Raw genomic sequence first — 17,695 nt, forward strand, 5'->3', positions numbered from 1 at the left:
TCTGCCTGCGGCCTAGGCTCATGGCTTCCCGCTCACGATCGCCCTCTCGGGCCCTCGGTGCGAAGCTCGTCCTATGCACTGCCGGGCAGTGAGCCGCGCGAAAGCGCGGCGTGTGGAACCAGGAAAGTCTGCCACACCCGGCAAGGACCTGCAACCCGGGCGTGTCGCCTCAGGTTCGGGGCAGTTTCGGCAGCACCAGCAGTTCGACCACGAGCACGACGATGACTCCGGAGGCGAAGACTGCCGCGGCCGCGGCGCCCGCGATCGCGACGACCAACATCCCCCAGTCCTCGCCGCCCGAGCCGCCCGCCGCGGTGCTGAGCAGCGCGAAGACACCGATGTTGACGGCGAGGGCCACCAGCAGCGAGAACAGGTGCGTCGCCACGCGCCAGCCCGCCGACCGTCGCCGGGAGACGATGGCGCCGATGATCAGCAGGATGGTCCACAGGGCAAGACCGATACCGAGCAGCCCGAAGAGCACACGCGGGGTCTGATCGACGAGGGTTCCGACCGGGTCGGCCGAGTCGGTGAGCGCGAAGGCCCCCAGCACCGTCCAGGACAGCAGGATCGTCAGCACGAGGATCAGCGCGACCTCGACCGTGATTCGTCGCGCCATCGCGGACCTCCTCGACCTTCCGACTGCGGTGGCAGGAGCCTAGCTGGTCGGCTCGCCGCCGACGAGCACCTGCCGCACCAGTGGCACGCCGGGCCGGTAGGCGAGGTAGCGGTGATCGGGGGCATCCAGGATGATCGCATCGCCCCGCGCGCCCACCCCCAGGTGCCCGACATCACCCCGCCGCAGAGCCCGCGCTCCCCCGCGGGTCGCCGCGGCCAGCGCCTCGAGCGGAGTCATGCCGAGCTCGCGCACCGCGAGCGCCACGGCCAGCGGCATGCTCGTCGAGAAGTTCGACCCCGGGTTGCCGTCGCTCGCGAGCGCCACGGCCGCGCCGGCGTCGAGCAGGCGGCGGGCATCCGGGTAGGGCTGCCTCGTGGCGAACTCGACGAGGGGCAGCAGGGTGGCGACGGTGGCGAGCGGCCCCCCGGCTGCCTCGGCCCGCGCGCTCGCGGCGAGCAGCTCGACGTCGCCGTCGGTGAGGAAGGTGCCGTGGTCGACGCTGGCGGCGCCGAGCTCCACGGCGAGCGCCGTGCCGCCGTCGGGTTCGAGCTGGGCGGCGTGCACGCGCGGGAGGAGCCCCGCATCCGCGCCGGCGGTGAGGATGCGCCGCGCCTCGTCGACCGTGAAGGCGCCGCGGTCGATGAAGACGTCGATGAAGCGGGCGTGCGGGGCGCAGGCGGCGAGCATCGCGCCGCAGACGAGGTCGACGTAGGCGGCACGGTCGTCGACGAACTCGGCGGGCACCACGTGTGCGCCGAGGAACGTGGTCTCGGGGGTGAGCTCGCGGGCGAGTTGCAGGGCGCGCTCCTCGTCGTGCACGGTCAGGCCGTACCCGCTCTTGATCTCGAGGGTCGTCGTGCCCTGCGCCCGGGCCTGCGCGGCGAGGTGGGCGAGGCGGGTGCGCAGCGCGTCGTCGCTCGCGGCGCGCGTAGCGGCGACGGTCGTGCGGATGCCGCCCGCCGTGTAGGCGCGCCCGGCCATGCGCGCCTCGAACTCGTCGACCCGGTCGCCGCCGAAGACGAGGTGGCTATGGCTGTCGACGAAGCCCGGGATGACCGCCGCCCCCTCCGCGTCGATGCGGCGGTCGGCGGCAGGTGCGGCGGCGGCATCGCCCACCCACGCGACCTGGCCGCCGTCGATGACGAGCGCCGCGCCGGCGCGGATCGGGCGGTCGGGCTCGGCCGGGTCGAGAGTGACCAGCTGTCCGATATTCGCAACCAGAGTGCTCATGCGCCCTCCTTCGGCGGCCGGCTGGCGAGCCCCGCGAGAACCTCGAGCACGCACAGCGCGGCGAGCCGGATGGTGCGCCGGTCGGCGGTGTCGCGCGCGGCGTCCAGCTCGGTCAGGTCGATGCTCATCACTGACGGATGCGCGCCCGCGAGCCGCGCCGCGGTGCGCAGCTCGAGCGCGCTGAGGCCGCCGGGCACGCTCGCCGGGCAGCCGGGCGCGACGCCGCGGTCGCACACGTCGAGGTCGAGGTCGACGTGCACCGGGCCGCCCGCCGAGGCCGCGCGGCCGAGCGCGGTCGCCATCGCCGCCTCGATCGGGGTGCGGGCGAGCTCGGCACGGGTGACGACGGCGATGCCGTGCCGCTCGGCCCGGGCCCGGTACGCCGCCGAGTTCGCGAGCGGCTCGATGCCGAGTTGGCTGACCCGCGCGCCGTCGAGCCCTGCTTCGAGCAGGCGCCGCACCGGCGAGCCGTTGCTGATTCCGTCGCGCAGGTCGTGGTGGGCATCCAGGGTGATGAGTCCCGCACGGCTCGCCCCGCCGCGAGCTCCCCAGGCGCCGAGGGCCGCCGGCACGGTCGCGGCGTTGTCGCCGCCGAGCACGATGACGAGGGATGCAGTGCTCGCGAGCTCGGCCACCCGCGCCGTCGCGGCCTCCTCGCCGGGGCCGTCGGGCTCGGGCACTTCACCCGCGTCGAGCACGGTCAGCCGGGAGCCGTCGGGACGAGCGAGGGCGTCAGCGGAGTAGAAGCGGAGGGCATCCCGGATCGCCGCGGGGGTCGTGTGCGCCTGCCCCGGCGACAGCGCGGTGCGCCAGGTCGGGATGCCCACGATGACCGCGTCGGCGCGCGCGCCCGGCTCCCAGGCCGGCCAGTCGCCGGCCCGGGGCCACAGCGGGTCGTGCGCGAGCGCGGACATCAGTGCTCGCGCATCGGGATGCGCACGCCGTACTGCTCGACGACCGCCTCGCCCTCGGTGTAGCCCGCGTCGATATGGCGGATGACTCCCATGCCCGGGTCGTTCGTCAGCACGCGCTGCACCTTCTGGCCGGCGAGCGCCGAGCCGTCGGCGACGACGACCTGCCCGGCGTGGATCGACCGCCCGATGCCCACCCCGCCGCCGTGGTGGATCGACACCCACGTCGCCCCCGACGCCGTGTTGACGAGCGCGTTGAGCAGCGGCCAGTCGGCGATCGCGTCCGAGCCGTCCTTCATCGCCTCCGTCTCGCGGTACGGGCTCGCGACCGATCCCGAGTCGAGGTGGTCGCGGCCGATCGCGACGGGGGCGCTCAGCTCGCCCGACGCGACCATGTCGTTGAAGCGCTCGCCCGCGACGTCGCGCTCGCCGTAGCCGAGCCAGCAGATGCGCGCCGGCAGGCCCTGGAAGTGCACGCGCTCCTGCGCGAGCGGGATCCACCGCTGCAGGCTCTCGTTCTCGGGGAACAGCTCGAGCACCGCTTTGTCGGTCGCCGCGATGTCGGCCGGGTCGCCGCTCAATGCCGCCCACCGGAACGGCCCTTTCCCCTGCGCGAACAGCGGGCGGATGTACGCGGGCACGAACCCGGGGAAGGAGAACGCGTCCGCGAATCCGGCCGCCTTCGCCTCCGTCCTGATGTTGTTCCCGTAGTCGAAGACCTCGGCACCGGCCCGCTGGAAGCCGACCATCGCTTCGACCTGCACGGCCATCGACGCGCGCGCCGCGGCCGCGAAGCCGATCGGGTCGCGCTCGCGCGCCGCGTGCCAGTCGTCCATCGTGTGCTCGAGCGGGAGGTACGCGAGCGGATCGTGCGCGCTCGTCTGGTCGGTGACGATGTCGATGGGGGCGCCCATCTTCAGCAGGGCGGGGAAGACGGCCGCGGCGTTGCCGAGGACTCCGATCGAGAGCGGGCGGCGGGCATCCCGCGCCTGCGTCGCGAGCTCGATCGCATGATCGAGCGAGTCGGCCTGCACGTCGAGGTAGCGGTGCTCGATGCGCCGGGCGATGCGCGAGGGGTCGACGTCGACGCAGATCGCGACGCCGCCGTTCATCGTGACGGCGAGGGGCTGGGCGCCGCCCATGCCGCCGAGTCCGCCCGTGAGGGTGATGGTGCCGGCGAGGGTGCCGTTGAACCTCTGCGTCGCGACCGCGGCGAAGGTCTCGAACGTGCCCTGCAGGATTCCCTGCGTGCCGATGTAGATCCACGAGCCGGCCGTCATCTGCCCGTACATCGTGAGGCCGAGCTGCTCGAGCCGCCGGAACTCGTCCCAGTTCGCCCAGTCGCCGACGAGGTTCGAGTTGGCGAGGAGCACGCGCGGCGCCCACTCGTGCGTCTGCATGATGCCGACGGGGCGGCCCGACTGCACGAGCATCGTCTCGTCGCCCTTGAGGGTCGCGAGCGTGCGGGTCAGCGCGTCGAAGCTCGCCCAGTCGCGCGCGGCCTTGCCGGTGCCGCCGTAGACGACGAGCTCGTCGGGGTGCTCGGCCACCTCGGGGTCGAGGTTGTTCTGCAGCATGCGCAGGGCGCCCTCCTGCTGCCAGCCGAGGGTGTGCAGCTGCGTGCCGCGGTGGGCGCGCACGGGGCGGGGTCCGGATGCCGGGCGCGCGTCGCTGGCGCCGGTGCCGGCGTCGGGGCGGTGGGTCGCGATGCTCATGAGAGGCCTTTCGTGCGATGCGGGTTCAGACGAGCTCGGGGACGACCGAGCGGGCGGCGGCGAGCAGCGCGCCGCTCTGGGTGAGGGCGACGGCGCGCTCGATCTCGGGCGCGAGGTACCGGTCGGGGCCGGGGCCCTCGACCTCGGCGCGGAGGGCCGCGACGACCGCGGCGGTCACGGGCGACGGCGCGATGCCGCGAAGGTCGATCCCGCGGGCCGCGGTCAGCAGTTCGATCGCGACGACGCGGCCGAGGCCGTCGATCGCGCGCCGCAGCTTCCGGCCGGCCGACCAGCCCATCGAGACGTGATCCTCCTGCATCGCGCTCGACGGGATCGAATCGACGCTCGCCGGGTTCGCGAGCCGCTTGAGCTCGCTCACGATGCCGGCCTGCGTGTACTGCGCGATCATGTGGCCCGAGTCGACGCCGGGGTCGTGGGCGAGGAACGGCGGAAGCCCCGCGTTGCGCGCCGGGTCGAGGAACCGATCGGTGCGCCGCTCGCTCATGCTCGCGAGGTCGGCGACGGCGATCGCGAGGAAGTCGAGCACGAACGCGACGGGCGCACCGTGGAAGTTGCCGTTCGACTCGACCCGGCCATCGAGCGTCACGACGGGGTTGTCGATCGCGCTCGCGAGCTCGCGGCTCGCGACGAGAGCCGCGTGCGCCATCGTGTCGCGCACGGCGCCGTGCACCTGCGGCGCGCAGCGGAGCGAGTAGGCGTCCTGCACGCGCGTGCAGTCGTCGGTTCGGTGGCTCGCGACGATGGCCGAGCCGGCGAGCACGGCGCGCAGGTTCGCGGCGCTCGTCGCCTGACCGGGGTGGGGGCGCAGCTCCTGCAGATCCGAGGCGAACACCGCGTCGGTGCCGAGCTGGCCCTCGACGCTCAGGGCCGCGGCGAGGTCGGCGGTGGCGACGAGCAGGTCGAGGTCGGCGAGCGCGAGGCAGAGCATCCCGAGCATGCCGTCGGTGCCGTTGATGAGGGCGAGGCCCTCCTTCTCCTCGAGCTCGAGCGGGCGGATGCCCACCGCCGCGAGCGCACTGCCTGCGGCCACGAGGTCTCCCGCGGCGTTCCGCACCGAGCCCTCGCCCATCGCGGCGAGCGCGCAGTGCGCGAGCGGCGCGAGGTCGCCCGAGCAGCCGAGGCTGCCGTACTCGCCGACGATCGGGGTGATGCCGGCGTTGAGCATCGCCGCGTACGTCTCGGCGACGACGGGCCGCGCGCCGGTGCGGCTGGTCGCGAGCGTCGCGAGGCGCAGGAGCATCGTCGCGCGGACGACCTCGCGCTCGACCTCGGCGCCCGAGCTCGCGGCGTGCGAGCGCACGAGCGAGCGCTGCAGCTCGGCGCGCTTCTCGAGCGGGATGTGCGTGGTCGCGAGGGCTCCGAACCCGGTCGAGACGCCGTAGTGGGGCACGGTGTCGTGGGCCAGCCCCGCGATGAGAGCGCGCGTCGCGGTCATGGCGGCGAGGGCATCCGCGTCGATGACGACCTCGGCGTCGTGGCGGGCGACGGCGACGACGTCGTCGCGAGTGAGGGTGCGGGAGCCGACCGTGATGCGCATGGCCCCAGTGAACCGCTCGCGCACGGCGGCGGCACCGGCCCCGCGCGATAAAGTGTCTGAGATTTCAGACGGCGTTCACGCGAGAGTGGGTGAGGCGATGCCGGATGTTCCCGCGGCGCGCGCGGCCCTGCGCATCGTCACGCACCTGGCCCACCACAGCGAGCCCGTGCCGGCGTCGACGATCGCGCGCGATCTCGGACTGCCGCGGTCGTCGACGTACCAGCTCATCCGCGTGCTGCAGGAGGAGGGCTACGTCGTCCACTACCCCGAGCTGCGCGCCTACGGGCTCGGCGGGGTCGTGGCCGAGATCGGGTCGAGCGTGCTGCAGGCCAGTCGGCTCGCGCGGCTCGCGAACCCGCTCATCGAGCGCCTGGTGGCTGAGGCGCCCGTGCCGGCGGTTGCGCAGCTCGCGGTGCTCAGCGGATCCGACGTCTCGTACGTCGGCCAGGCCTCCGCCCCGCGCGCGCCGACGACGGTCGCGCGGCTCGGCGTGCGCCTGCCCGCGCACCTCACGGCGACCGGGCGCGCGATGCTCGCGGCGCTGCCCACCGCGCAGGTGCGGGCGCTCTACCCGCACCGCGACGCGCTCATCACGCGGCACGGCATCGGGCCGGCGACCCTGCGCGAGCTCGACGGGATCCTCGCCAAGACCCGCGAGCGCGGCTGGGCCGGCGAGCACGGAGAGATCACGCCCGACTACTCCTCCGTCGCCGCCGCGGCGACCGACCGCACCGGCTACCCGAGTGCGGGCATCGGCCTGACCTATCGGGGCGAGGCGGTGGATGCCCTCGCCGAGGCCGCGCTCGCGCGCGCGGTGCGCGCGGCCGCCGACGCCCTGACGGCCCGTCTCACGGGGCGCTGAGCGGATTCAAATGTCACGCGTGACACGATTCGTTGCATGGTGAAGGGCGACGAGGAGGATCGGCCATGATGCTAGGAGCACGATCGGGGGGCACGGTCGCCCTGCGACACCTCGTGATGGCGGCGATAGCCCTCGCGCTCGCGGGGGCGGCCTGGGCGCTGTACAGCTCCTGGAGCGCCGACATGAGGCTCTGGAAGTCGCTCGGGGTGTCCGCGATCGGGCTGCTCTGGTGGGCCATCATCATCGGACCGCTCGCCCGCCTGTTGCCTCGACTTTCCGGGCTGGTCCCCTGGCGACGAGAGGCCGGGATCTGGTTCGCTCTCGTCAGCGCGCTCCACGGCTACCTCGTCTGGGACGGCTGGGCCCGGTGGGATGTCGCCGGCCTTCTTGGGTACCAGTTCTCACCGGAGTCGGGACTCTACCTGCGAGCAGAGCCCGGCTTCGGCCTCGCCAACCTCCTCGGCGTCGCTGCGCTCGGACTCGGCCTCGCGCTCGCCGCGACATCCTTCGATCGTGCCGTCGCGTTTCTCGGGATCGGCTCATGGAAGTGGATGCACACTCTGGCCTATGCGGCCTTCTACCTCGTCACGCTGCACGTGCTCTACTTCGCCTTCATCCACTATTCGCCATCACCGACGAGGCTGACGATCTACGAACCGAATCCGCTCCGCTACTACTACCTGGCGTTGTTCCTGACCGCGGTCGGCGCTCAGGCCTCCGCATTCACCGCCGCCGTCTGGCGCCGACAGAAGGTCGGAGCGCTCTGATGCGGTCGAACAGTCGTCGACCTGGCGCGGAGCTCCCCCGATGAGAGGTGCACTGCGAGCGACCGGTCTCGCTCTGATCGGACTGAGCCTCGTCCTCCCTCTCGCCCTGCTGTCGGTCGTCGTCGTCGCGGCCGAGCAGCAGGTGACCAGCAGAGCGTCCGCGGCACAGCAGAGCGAGACCGCCGCTCCCTACGCGCAGACGTTCGCGATGACGATCCTCGAGGAGCAGCGAACGATCGATCTGTGGCTGGTCGACCTGGATACGGAACCGTTCTTCCGTCAGACCATCACAGCGGGCGGCACGGTCGTGTCCGACCAGATCTACCGATTCGATGAGCGCGCCCTCTACACGTCGGATGGCGGATCCCCGGACGCGCCGGCCTGGTCCGTGCTGTCTCCTGTGGAGCCGGAGGCCCTCGGGCTCCCCGATCTCTCCGCTGGACCGGCGCAGTGGGCGGCGCAGTTCGGGGCGGGGGAGCAGCAGATCCCTCTCGCTGACGGCACCACGGTGAACGTGGTCATCCACGCAGTGGATGACCCCATCGATCCGGCGATCTTCACGCTCCCCCCCGACGCCGTCGTGACGCCGGCCGGGCCGTAGGGTGCGGGGCGATGACCGGCCGCAGGCCATGGAGACGCAGGGATCATCGGTGAGAGGGCACGCCCGGCGACGTTCATGGCTGACCCGCATCGTGGATCGGAGAGTGATCGCTCCGGATGTGATCGAGATCTCGGTGAGCCGCCCCCCGGGCTTCGATTTCGACGCGGGGCAGCACGTACAACTGGGCGTCCTCGCACTGGACGGACGCGACCCGCATGGCCGTTCGCGCGTCTTCTCGATCACCTCGTCGCCCAACGACAGAGACATCCTGGCCGTCGCCTTTCGACGGTCTCCGAGCGCCTACAAGCGGACCCTCGCCGGCCTCGCCTTCGGTTCGACGGTCAGGCTGTCGGGACCTTACGGCCACGTGACGCTGACGAGGAAGTCGGACAGGCCCCGCGTCCTGGTCGCGTTCGGCGTCGGAATCACCCCTCACGTGAGCATGATTCGCTTCGCTTCCGAGGAGGCGCTGGACGTCCCCATCGCCGTGCTGCACGTCGCGAATCACGAGAGGCGCGTCGCCTATGCGGATGAACTCACTCGGTGCGCTGCGGAGAACCCCGCGATCCGGCTTCTCGCTCGATCCTCCTCACTGGCTCTCGCCGACCTGGAGCGGGCTCGTGACGAGCACCCGCACGCGATCTGGTACCTCTCCGGCCCTCCCACTCGAGTGGGTAGCGCTGTCGCCGACCTCCGGGGTCTCGGGGTGCCGGAGCGGGACATCTTCACGGAGGAGTTCATCGGCTACTGACACCGGGATGCGTGCCGCGGGCGACCCGGCGGGCTGACTCGCGTGGGTCACCGGCTCCTGCGACGGGGGGAAACGATCAGCAGCTCGGTGACGAGTACCGCGATGATGGCCGCGACGAGGAGGACGGCGCCCGCGCCGAGCGCGATCGCGATGATGAGGCCCGACCAGCCGCTGTCGGCCGGCCCGGCGACGAGCGCGAGCAGGCCCGTGTTGACGCCCACCGCGATGACCGCGCTCAGCAGGTGCACGCCGATGCGGACGCCGACCGGGCGGTGCCGCAATGCGAGGGACCCGGCGATGAGCAGGAGCGTCCAGAGCCCGAGGGCGATGCCCGTGGCGCCGAAGAGGAACCGGGCGGCGTTCGGGACGATATCGCCCGGTGCCGCGGCGTCTCCCGTCGTGACGAGGGAGAGCCCGACGAGGGCGAGGACGATCGTGATGCCGAGGATCGACCCGACCTCGGTGAGGATCCGCTTGCCCATTCGTGCCGCCCTTCGCCGGGCATCCGTGTCATCGCGGACGCTCTGCCGCGACTGTAGCGCCCCGCGGTGCCGCAATGGGAGCAGGCGGGAACGACGAAGCGGGGGCCGGGCTTGCGCCCGACCCCCGCTCGTTGCAGTGCGAAGAACTACTTGATGATCTTCGTGACCGTGCCGGCGCCGACGGTGCGGCCGCCCTCACGGATGGCGAAGCCGAGGCCCTCCTCCATGGCGATGGGCTGGATCAGCTCGACCGTCATGTCGGTGGTGTCGCCGGGCATGACCATCTCGGTGCCCTCGGGCAGCGAGATGACGCCGGTGACGTCGGTGGTGCGGAAGTAGAACTGCGGGCGGTAGTTCGTGTAGAAGGGGTTGTGACGGCCACCCTCGTCCTTCGAGAGGATGTACGCGGTGCCCTCGAAGTTGGTGTGCGGGGTCACCGAACCCGGCTTCACGACGACCTGACCGCGCTCGACGTCCTCGCGCTTGGTGCCGCGGAGCAGGAGACCGCAGTTCTCGCCGGCCCAGGCCTCGTCGAGCTGCTTGTGGAACATCTCGATGCCCGTGACGGTGGTCTTCTGCGTCGGGCGGATGCCGACGATCTCGACCTCGGAGTTGATCGCGAGGGTGCCGCGCTCGGCGCGACCCGTCACGACCGTGCCACGGCCGGTGATGGTGAAGACGTCCTCGATGGGCATGAGGAACGGCTTGTCCTTGTCACGCACCGGGTCCGGAACCGAGTTGTCCACGGCGTCCATGAGGTCGAGGATCGACTGCGTCCACTTCTCGTCGCCCTCGAGAGCCTTCAGGCCCGAGACGCGCACGACGGGGGCGTTGTCGCCGTCGAAGCCCTGGCTCGAGAGGAGCTCGCGGACCTCGATCTCGACGAGCTCGAGGATCTCCTCGTCGTCGACCATGTCGCTCTTGTTGAGCGCGACCAGCAGGTAGGGAACGCCGACCTGCTTGGCGAGCAGCACGTGCTCGCGGGTCTGGGCCATCGGGCCGTCGGTCGCCGCGACCACGAGGATCGCGCCGTCCATCTGAGCGGCACCGGTGATCATGTTCTTGATGTAGTCGGCGTGACCGGGGGCGTCGACGTGCGCGTAGTGACGCTTCGGGGTCTCGTACTCGACGTGCGAGATGTTGATGGTGATACCGCGCTGACGCTCCTCCGGAGCCGAGTCGATCGTGGCGAAGTCGCGCACGACGTTCGTCGCCGAGGGGTACTTGTCGGCAAGCACCTTCGAGATGGCGGCGGTGAGCGTGGTCTTGCCGTGGTCGACGTGACCGATGGTTCCGATGTTGACGTGCGGCTTGCTCCGCTCGAACTTGGCCTTAGCCACTGTGGGTCCTCCTCAGGACTTGGTGCTCAGCATCCGGGGTTCAGACGCCGCGCGATTTGGTATGGATGTATCGTACTCAGGCTCGGCGAGCCCTCGCAGGTTGGACGATTACTCGCCCTTGCTCTTCTGGACGATCTCGTCGGCGACGGCCTTCGGGACCTCCGCGTAGCTGTCGAACGTCATCGAGTAGACGGCGCGTCCGGACGTCTTCGACCGAAGGTCGCCGACGTACCCGAACATCTCCGACAGCGGCACGAGGGCGCGGACGACCTTCACGCCCGTCGCGTCATCCATCGACTGGATCTGACCGCGGCGGGAGTTCAGGTCGCCGATGACGTCGCCCATGTACTCCTCGGGGGTGCGCACCTCGACCGCCATGAGCGGCTCGAGGAGCACGGGGTTCGCCTTGCGCGCAGCCTCCTTGAAGGCCATCGAGCCGGCGATCTTGAACGCCATCTCCGAGGAGTCGACGTCGTGCGCGGCGCCGTCGATGAGGGTCGCCTTGACGCCCACCGTCGGGAAGCCGGCGAGCACGCCGACCTGCATCGCGTCCTGGATGCCCGCGTCGACCGAAGGGATGTACTCCCGCGGCACGCGACCACCGGTGACGGCGTTCACGAACTCGTAGCTCGTCTCAGGGGTGACCTCGAGCGGCTCGAGCGAGATCTGGACCTTCGCGAACTGACCCGACCCACCGGTCTGCTTCTTGTGGGTGTAGTCATACTTCTCGATGGTCTTCTTGATCGTCTCGCGGTAGGCCACCTGCGGCTTGCCGACGTTGGCCTCGACGTTGAACTCGCGCTTCATGCGGTCCACGAGGATGTCGAGGTGCAGCTCGCCCATGCCCTTGATGACGGTCTGGCCGGTCTCGACGTTCTGCTCGGTGCGGAACGTCGGGTCCTCCTCGGCCAGCTTCTGGATGGCCGTGCCGAGCTTCTCCTGGTCGGCCTTGGTCTTCGGCTCGATGGCGACCTCGATCACGGGCTCCGGGAAGGTCATCGACTCGAGCACGACCGGGTTGTTCGGGTCGCACAGAGTGTCGCCCGTCGTGGTGTCCTTCAGGCCGATGACCGCGTAGATGTGGCCAGCGGTGACCGACTCGACCGGGTTCTCCTTGTTGGCGTGCATCTGGAAGATCTTGCCGATGCGCTCCTTCTTGCCCTTCGTCGAGTTGACGATCTGGGCACCCGAGTCGATCGCGCCGGAGTACACGCGCACGTAGGTGAGGCGACCGAAGAAGGGGTGCACCGCGACCTTGAACGCGAGAGCCGCGAAGGGCTCGGTCGCGTCGGGCTTGCGGACGATCTCCTTCTCCTCGTCGCGCGGGTCGTGCGCGACGGTGGCCGGAACGTCGAGCGGGCTCGGCAGGTAGTCGACGACCGCGTCGAGCATCGGCTGCACGCCGCGGTTCTTGAACGCCGAGCCGCACAGCACCGGGTAGATCTCCGAGGCGATCGTCATCTTGCGAATCGCGCCCTTGATCTCGGCGACCGTGAGCTCCTCGCCGCCGAAGAACTTCTCCAGCAGCACGTCGTCGCTCTCGGCGACGGTCTCGAGCAGGGCCTGGCGGTACTCCTCGGCCTTCTCCTTGAGCTCGGCCGGGATCTCCTGGATCTCATACTCGGCGCCCATGGTGACGTCACCCTTGGCATCGCCGGGCCACACCAGGGCACGCATCTCGACGAGGTCGACGACGCCGGTGAAGGTCGACTCGAAGCCGATCGGCAGCTGGATGACCAGCGGCCGGGCGCCGAGGCGCTTCACGATCGTGTCGACGGTGAAGTAGAAGTCGGCGCCGAGCTTGTCCATCTTGTTGACGAAGCAGATGCGAGGCACGTCGTACTTGTCGGCCTGACGCCACACGGTCTCCGACTGGGGCTCGACGCCCTCCTTGCCGTCGAACACCGCGACCGCGCCGTCCAGGACGCGCAGCGAGCGCTCGACCTCGACGGTGAAGTCGACGTGGCCGGGGGTGTCGATGATGTTGATCTGGTGCTTGTTCCAGAAGCAGGTCGTCGCGGCCGACGTGATCGTGATGCCGCGCTCCTGCTCCTGCGCCATCCAGTCCATCGTCGACGCGCCATCGTGCGTCTCACCGATCTTGTGGTTCACACCCGTGTAGAAGAGGATGCGCTCGGTCGTGGTGGTCTTGCCGGCATCGATGTGAGCCATGATGCCGATGTTGCGGACCTTCTTGAGGTCGGTGAGCACGTCGAGTGCCACGGGATGTCCTTACGTTCGGTATTTCGTCAGTGTTGGATTGCTGGAGCGTGGTGGCTGGGTCTCCCCCGTGTCGGCCCGGGACGGGCCGCCACCCGAGGTTCGCAGCGGGGGCCAGAAATGGCCCCCGCCTTTAGCGAACCTCGGCTCACTACCCAGCTGGGAAGCCTTCGGCTTACCAGCGGTAGTGAGCGAACGCCTTGTTGCTCTCGGCCATCTTGTGGGTGTCCTCACGACGCTTCACGGCGGCGCCGAGGCCGTTCGAGGCGTCGAGGATCTCGTTCATCAGGCGCTCGGTCATCGTCTTCTCGCGACGGGCCTTGGCGTACGAGGTCAGCCAGCGCAGCGCGAGGGTGTTCGCGCGGTGCGGCTTGACCTCGACCGGAACTTGGTAAGTCGAGCCACCGACACGACGCGACCGCACCTCGAGGGTGGGGCGCACGTTGTCGAGAGCCTTCTTGAGCACGGCAACGGCGTCCTGGCCGCTCTTCGCGGCGACTCCCTCGAGCGCACCGTAGACGATGCGCTCGGCGAGGCCCTTCTTGCCGTCGAGGAGGATCTTGTTGACGAGCTGGCTGACGATCGGCGCCCCGTAGACGGGGTCGGCGACGACGGGGCGCTTCGGAGCGGGACCCTTGCGAGGCATTACTTCTTCTCCATCTTCGCGCCGTAGCGGCTGCGCGCCTGCTTGCGGTTCTTCACGGCCTGGGTGTCGAGCGCGCCGCGCACGATCTTGTAGCGCACGCCGGGGAGGTCCTTCACACGACCACCGCGCACGAGCACCATCGAGTGCTCCTGCAGGTTGTGGCCCTCGCCCGGGATGTAGGCGGTGACCTCGGTGCCGTTGCTGAGCTTCACACGAGCGACCTTCCGCAGAGCCGAGTTCGGCTTCTTGGGGGTCGTGGTGTAGACGCGCGTGCAAACGCCGCGCTGCTGGGGGTTGGCCTTCAGGGCCGGCGCCTTGGTCTTCGAGACCTTCGGCGAGCGGCCCTTGCGGACCAGCTGCTGGATAGTGGGCACAGTGCTCCTCATGAATGCTGCACGGTGACAGCGGTTGCGGTTGGATGTCCCCCGACCGGCAGGGCCGGGCGGGGCTCACGCGAAATCCGTGGGCTGCGGTGAGCAGGCTCACCGCCGACGGATATGCCGTGGGGGTGTCACTCGACGATCGCCGGAGCGGCCGCCGGGTGAGGGACCCTCTGTGCGAGCATCCGCGCGCGACGGCATGACACAGCCGCGCGCCGAAGCACACACACCGCCAAGGATAGACGGCGCGCCCGGCCGGGTCAAACGGCGGTGCGGCCGCTGACCGTGGCCTGGTGCTCGGCGAGCTCTTTCTGGTAGGCCGCCCGGGCGGCCTCGTTGCGGGCGCGGGCCGTACGACCGCGGCGCGCGACGATCCAGCCGACCCACACCGGAACCTCCCGTGCGATGATCGCGGCGAGGAAGCCGACCGGGTTCATGAGCTGCGTGGCGACGACCGCGCCGACCACCGGCAGGGCCTCACCGACGGCGCCCGCGATGATGAGCTGGGCGCCGAGGAAGCCGACCCAGACCACGATCGCGACGAGGAACCCGCCCAGGACGTGCGCCCACCACCCGGCGCGGTTCACGATCACGATCAGCAGGATGTAGGCCAGTGCGAAGACCACGACGGGGATCCAGAAGGCCGGGGTGGCGGTGAACAGCAGGCCGCCGACGGCGGCGAACTCCGGCAGGAAGGGCGCCAGCAGGGTGGCGAGGAGACCGTAGAGAGCGGCGAAGATCCCCGCGCCGAGGAGAGCGACCACCACACCGACGCCGCGGGCGCCGCGGGCGCGCGGCGCGGCCGGAGCGGTGACGTAGACGACGGCGGGCGCCGCCGGCTCGGGAGCTGCGGACTCCGCCGGTGCCGACTCCGATGCCGGCTCGACGGCCGGCTCGACGGTCGGCTCGATGGCCGGTTCCGACGCCGACGGCGAGTTCACTGCATCGGCGGGGGGAGCGGTCTCGTCCGGGGCGGTCTGGTCGGGGGCGTTCTCGTCAGGAGCAGTGGTGGTTGCCATGAGGCGTCCTTTCGCGGGCGGTCGCGCCGCGGGTGCGACCGCGCCACCCTACCAAGGACGCCTTCCATCGAGGAGTCCGGGATGCCCGGCCCGGGCATCCCGGAGCCCTACGGGGTCGGGGTCGGCGTCGGCGCGCCCGGCGTCGGGGTCGCGGCAGGATCGGTCGCTCCGGGGGTCGGGGTCGCCGTCGGCTCGGGCTCCGGCACGGGCGGCACCTCGACGAGGTCCTCCCCCGAGATGACGTAGATGTTGAGCGTGATCGTGGTCTCTCCGCCGCCGTCGCCACCATCGGCCGCGAAGGTCGCCGTCGGGATCACACCGAATCGCGGGGAACGCTGGAGCTCGTCGATGAACGCGAGCGTCGCATCGAGCGGACCGAAGACAGTGATCGAGACGCTCACGAGCAGCAAAGAACCGGCAGGAAGCACGCCGGTGCCGTCGATCTCGGGCTCGGGCACCACCTCGTCCGGCCCGAGCACGGCGGCGGTCGTCGGCGAGGGCTCATTGATCTGCAGGTTCTGCAGCACGAGGTCCTCGGCGAGGATCGTCGTGATGAACTCCTGCACCGCGTCGTCGTACTCGGCCTGCGTCGGGAACTCCGCCCGCAGCAGCGCGAGCTCCGACCGCAGCTCCTCGATGCGCTCGAAGTCGGCCTCGAGCTGGGCGATGGCCGCTCGAGTGACCTCGTTCTGCGCTTGCACGGCGAGGCGGTCGGAGTCGAAACGAGCAGCCTCAGCGAGCTTCGGCGAGATGCCGAGGAACCACCCGAGAGCGACCACGACGATGATCAGGAGGACGGTGGCGAAGCTCCAGACACGGGTCGATGCCGAGTTCACTGGTCGTCCTCCTCACTGGTGCCGTCGGAGCCGTCGGCCGCATCAGCACCCTCGGGGGCGAATCGCTGCGAGAGCGCCTCGGCGTTGAGGTTGATCGTCACGACGACGTCGTAGCTGCTGCCCTCATTGAGGGTCACCCGGTCGATGCTGGCATCGGCGAAGGTGTCGAGCTGCTCCCACGCGCGAATCCAGACCCAGGGGCGCGGCGACTCCGATGTTGTGACCACCATCGAGATGGTGGCGACGCGCGGCTCGCGCAAGGGTCCAGCGATCCCGAGCGATGGTTGCGCCGCCTGATCGCCGAGGAAGGTCACCGATGACACCGCGTTGCCGGAGCCCAGCGCCGCGAGGTACGGGTCGAGAGCATCCGCCCACAGCACCTCGACCTCCGCCAGCTGCTGCCGGAGCGTCACGATCGTCTGGAGGTCGCCGCGGATCTGCGTGACCTCGGCGTACTCGAGCTGCGTCGCCAGGAGCTGATCGGTGATGCGGCGCTCCTCGGCGAGGCGCTGCTCGGCCGCCGCCGCGTACAGGAACGAGGCGACGACCCCGCCGATGACGACGGCGACCACGAGGCCGCTCAGGGCGATGAGTGATCGGCGCCGCGTCGACTCGCGTCGGCGCTGCGCGACCTCCGGCGGCATGAGGTTCGCCCGGGGGATGCCGCCGTAGATGAGGGCCCCGCCCTCCGACTTCTCGCGCTTGCTCATGCGCCGCTCCCCACCGCGAGGCCGATCGCCGTGATCCAGGTCTGCATCTCCTCGTCGCTGGCCTTGCCGCGCAGGGTGTGCGAGGCGGTCACCCCGGCGAGCGGGTTGACCGGCACGACCGAGATGCGCGTCGACTCGGCCAGTGCACTGGCGAAGCCGCGCATCCGGGTCGCCCCGCCGGCGACGGAGAGGTGATCGAAGGCCACGCCCGAGCGCAGACCGGCGAAGTAGGCGAGGGTGTTGCGCACCGCGGTGAGCAGCTCGCTGGTCGCCTCGTGGATGACCTCGGCGGCGATGCGCTCGTCGTCGGTGGTGCCGACGGAGGTCAAGCCCAGATCGCGCTTGAGCGCCTCGGCGCGGTCGCGCGGGAGGCTCAGTCGCGTCATGAGGGCGCGCGTGGCGTCATCGCCCCCCGCGGGCACGATACGGACGAAGAGCGGCACGCCGGCCTGCACGATCACGATCGAGGTGGCGTTGGCGCCGATGTTCATGTGCACCGCGAACCCGCTGGTCGGGCTCGACAGGGTGTGCACGCGGGTCATCGCGAACGGCAGGAGGTCCATGCTGACCGGGTTGAGGCCGGCGAGGGTCGCGGCGGTGACGTTGGTCGTGACCGCCTGCTTGAAGGCAGCGACCAGCAGCCCGTTGACGATCGGACCCGACTCACCCTGACCCTCGGAGATCGGGTAGTAGTCGAGAACCGCGTCATTGATCGGCACGGGCAGGAGGTCCTGGACCTGGAACGGGAGCGACTCCTTGATCTGGGCGAGCGGCATGCGCGGCACGGCGAGGTCGCGCACGATGACGCTCTGCCCGCCGATGCCGAGGGCGATGTCCTTCGTCCGGAAGCCGCCGGCGGCCCAGAGCCGCTTGAAGGCCGAGGCCACGGTGTGCACCTCGAGCACCTCGCCGCGCTTCACCGATCCCTCCGGCAGCGCGACCTCGTGGGCGCGCACAATCGTCGGACGCGCCTTGCTCGCGTCGTCGATCTCGACCGCGCGCAGCATCGAGCTGCCGATGTCGACTCCGACTACTCCGCCTGCCATCGCCG

General features: G+C 70.6%; 18 protein-coding genes. 4 read left to right on the forward strand and 14 right to left on the reverse strand.

The features are described from left to right. Positions 1-169: 169 nt before the first annotated feature. Genes BJ959_RS06505 through hutH form a run of 5 tightly spaced genes read right to left on the reverse strand, consistent with a single transcriptional unit; the run spans position 170 to position 6,030 of the window. Positions 170-616 (reverse strand): hypothetical protein, encoded by a 447-nt coding sequence (locus BJ959_RS06505; protein ID WP_153982779.1) that lies wholly within the window; start codon positions 614-616, stop codon positions 170-172. A 39-nt stretch (positions 617-655) separates the two neighbouring features. Then, a complete protein-coding gene (hutI, locus tag BJ959_RS06510) occupies positions 656-1,846 on the reverse strand; it encodes an imidazolonepropionase (RefSeq protein WP_153982778.1) in 1,191 nt (396 codons plus the stop codon). Continuing rightward, positions 1,843-2,760, reverse strand: coding sequence for an arginase family protein (locus BJ959_RS06515; RefSeq protein WP_153982777.1), 918 nt, complete (start codon positions 2,758-2,760; stop codon positions 1,843-1,845). The genes hutI and BJ959_RS06515 overlap by 4 nt, the downstream gene beginning before the upstream one ends. Further along, positions 2,760-4,472 (reverse strand): urocanate hydratase, encoded by a 1,713-nt coding sequence (gene hutU / locus BJ959_RS06520; RefSeq protein ID WP_153982776.1) that lies wholly within the window; start codon positions 4,470-4,472, stop codon positions 2,760-2,762. Before hutU ends, BJ959_RS06515 begins: the two co-directional genes overlap by 1 nt. Before the next feature lie 25 nt (positions 4,473-4,497). Beyond that, positions 4,498-6,030 (reverse strand): histidine ammonia-lyase, encoded by a 1,533-nt coding sequence (hutH, locus tag BJ959_RS06525; protein ID WP_153982775.1) that lies wholly within the window; start codon positions 6,028-6,030, stop codon positions 4,498-4,500. A 97-nt stretch (positions 6,031-6,127) separates the two neighbouring features. Here hutH and BJ959_RS06530 point away from each other — a divergent pair, with 97 nt between their 5' ends. The 4 genes from BJ959_RS06530 (at position 6,128) to BJ959_RS12845 (ending at position 9,011) form a co-directional block, all read left to right on the forward strand. Further along, entirely contained in the window at positions 6,128-6,892 is a 765-nt protein-coding gene (locus BJ959_RS06530; protein WP_153982774.1) for an IclR family transcriptional regulator, read from the forward strand. 65 nt (positions 6,893-6,957) lie between these two features. After that, the gene (locus BJ959_RS06535; RefSeq protein WP_153982773.1) at positions 6,958-7,659 is read left to right on the forward strand and encodes a ferric reductase-like transmembrane domain-containing protein; all 702 of its coding nucleotides are present in this window, start codon (positions 6,958-6,960) and stop codon (positions 7,657-7,659) included. A gap of 40 nt (positions 7,660-7,699) precedes the next feature. Further along, complete coding sequence (locus BJ959_RS06540; RefSeq protein ID WP_153982772.1) at positions 7,700-8,260, forward strand: hypothetical protein; 561 nt, start codon at positions 7,700-7,702, stop codon at positions 8,258-8,260. A gap of 118 nt (positions 8,261-8,378) precedes the next feature. Next, positions 8,379-9,011: a ferredoxin reductase domain-containing protein gene (locus BJ959_RS12845; RefSeq protein ID WP_165879045.1), complete on the forward strand. Its 633-nt coding sequence runs from the start codon at positions 8,379-8,381 to the stop codon at positions 9,009-9,011. A 47-nt stretch (positions 9,012-9,058) separates the two neighbouring features. Here BJ959_RS12845 and BJ959_RS06550 read toward each other — a convergent pair whose 3' ends face one another. The 9 genes from BJ959_RS06550 to pilM all read right to left on the reverse strand — a co-directional run bounded on the left by BJ959_RS06550 (position 9,059) and on the right by pilM (position 17,690). Next, a complete protein-coding gene (locus BJ959_RS06550; RefSeq protein ID WP_153982770.1) occupies positions 9,059-9,493 on the reverse strand; it encodes a hypothetical protein in 435 nt (144 codons plus the stop codon). Positions 9,494-9,639: 146 nt separating this feature from the next. Beyond that, a complete protein-coding gene (gene tuf / locus BJ959_RS06555; protein ID WP_153982769.1) occupies positions 9,640-10,833 on the reverse strand; it encodes an elongation factor Tu in 1,194 nt (397 codons plus the stop codon). Positions 10,834-10,941: 108 nt separating this feature from the next. Then, positions 10,942-13,056: an elongation factor G gene (gene fusA, locus BJ959_RS06560; RefSeq protein WP_153982768.1), complete on the reverse strand. Its 2,115-nt coding sequence runs from the start codon at positions 13,054-13,056 to the stop codon at positions 10,942-10,944. Positions 13,057-13,228: 172 nt separating this feature from the next. Beyond that, complete coding sequence (gene rpsG / locus BJ959_RS06565; RefSeq protein WP_047561485.1) at positions 13,229-13,699, reverse strand: 30S ribosomal protein S7; 471 nt, start codon at positions 13,697-13,699, stop codon at positions 13,229-13,231. Then, a complete protein-coding gene (gene rpsL, locus BJ959_RS06570; protein ID WP_021010916.1) occupies positions 13,699-14,073 on the reverse strand; it encodes a 30S ribosomal protein S12 in 375 nt (124 codons plus the stop codon). The genes rpsG and rpsL overlap by 1 nt, the downstream gene beginning before the upstream one ends. Positions 14,074-14,339: 266 nt before the next feature. Continuing rightward, positions 14,340-15,098: a hypothetical protein gene (locus tag BJ959_RS06575; protein ID WP_153982767.1), complete on the reverse strand. Its 759-nt coding sequence runs from the start codon at positions 15,096-15,098 to the stop codon at positions 14,340-14,342. Positions 15,099-15,205: 107 nt separating this feature from the next. Continuing rightward, positions 15,206-15,934 carry a hypothetical protein gene (locus tag BJ959_RS06580; RefSeq protein ID WP_183321912.1) on the reverse strand — a complete coding sequence of 243 codons (729 nt, stop codon included), beginning with the start codon at positions 15,932-15,934 and terminating at the stop codon, positions 15,206-15,208. Next, a complete protein-coding gene (locus BJ959_RS06585) occupies positions 15,931-16,644 on the reverse strand; it encodes a hypothetical protein (RefSeq protein ID WP_153982766.1) in 714 nt (237 codons plus the stop codon). Before BJ959_RS06585 ends, BJ959_RS06580 begins: the two co-directional genes overlap by 4 nt. Beyond that, positions 16,641-17,690 (reverse strand): type IV pilus assembly protein PilM, encoded by a 1,050-nt coding sequence (pilM, locus tag BJ959_RS06590; protein WP_153982765.1) that lies wholly within the window; start codon positions 17,688-17,690, stop codon positions 16,641-16,643. Before pilM ends, BJ959_RS06585 begins: the two co-directional genes overlap by 4 nt. Between the last annotated feature and the right edge of the window lie 5 nt (positions 17,691-17,695).

The sequence above is a fragment of the Microcella frigidaquae genome, from assembly GCF_014200395.1.
GTDB classification, from domain to species: Bacteria; Actinomycetota; Actinomycetes; order Actinomycetales; family Microbacteriaceae; genus Microcella; species Microcella frigidaquae.

What these genes read in the sequence shown, in the direction of transcription:
- BJ959_RS06505 (WP_153982779.1), bottom strand. Translation starts at nt 616, where the DNA reads ATGGCGCGACGAATCACGGTCGAGGTCGCGCTGATCCTCGTGCTGACG.
- hutI (WP_153982778.1), bottom strand. Translation starts at nt 1,846, where the DNA reads ATGAGCACTCTGGTTGCGAATATCGGACAGCTGGTCACTCTCGACCCG.
- BJ959_RS06515 (WP_153982777.1), bottom strand. Translation starts at nt 2,760, where the DNA reads ATGTCCGCGCTCGCGCACGACCCGCTGTGGCCCCGGGCCGGCGACTGG.
- hutU (WP_153982776.1), bottom strand. Translation starts at nt 4,472, where the DNA reads ATGAGCATCGCGACCCACCGCCCCGACGCCGGCACCGGCGCCAGCGAC.
- hutH (WP_153982775.1), bottom strand. Translation starts at nt 6,030, where the DNA reads ATGCGCATCACGGTCGGCTCCCGCACCCTCACTCGCGACGACGTCGTC.
- BJ959_RS06530 (WP_153982774.1), top strand. Translation starts at nt 6,128, where the DNA reads ATGCCGGATGTTCCCGCGGCGCGCGCGGCCCTGCGCATCGTCACGCAC.
- BJ959_RS06535 (WP_153982773.1), top strand. Translation starts at nt 6,958, where the DNA reads ATGATGCTAGGAGCACGATCGGGGGGCACGGTCGCCCTGCGACACCTC.
- BJ959_RS06540 (WP_153982772.1), top strand. Translation starts at nt 7,700, where the DNA reads ATGAGAGGTGCACTGCGAGCGACCGGTCTCGCTCTGATCGGACTGAGC.
- BJ959_RS06550 (WP_153982770.1), bottom strand. Translation starts at nt 9,493, where the DNA reads ATGGGCAAGCGGATCCTCACCGAGGTCGGGTCGATCCTCGGCATCACG.
- rpsG (WP_047561485.1), bottom strand. Translation starts at nt 13,699, where the DNA reads ATGCCTCGCAAGGGTCCCGCTCCGAAGCGCCCCGTCGTCGCCGACCCC.
- BJ959_RS06575 (WP_153982767.1), bottom strand. Translation starts at nt 15,098, where the DNA reads ATGGCAACCACCACTGCTCCTGACGAGAACGCCCCCGACCAGACCGCC.
- BJ959_RS06585 (WP_153982766.1), bottom strand. Translation starts at nt 16,644, where the DNA reads ATGAGCAAGCGCGAGAAGTCGGAGGGCGGGGCCCTCATCTACGGCGGC.
- pilM (WP_153982765.1), bottom strand. Translation starts at nt 17,690, where the DNA reads ATGGCAGGCGGAGTAGTCGGAGTCGACATCGGCAGCTCGATGCTGCGC.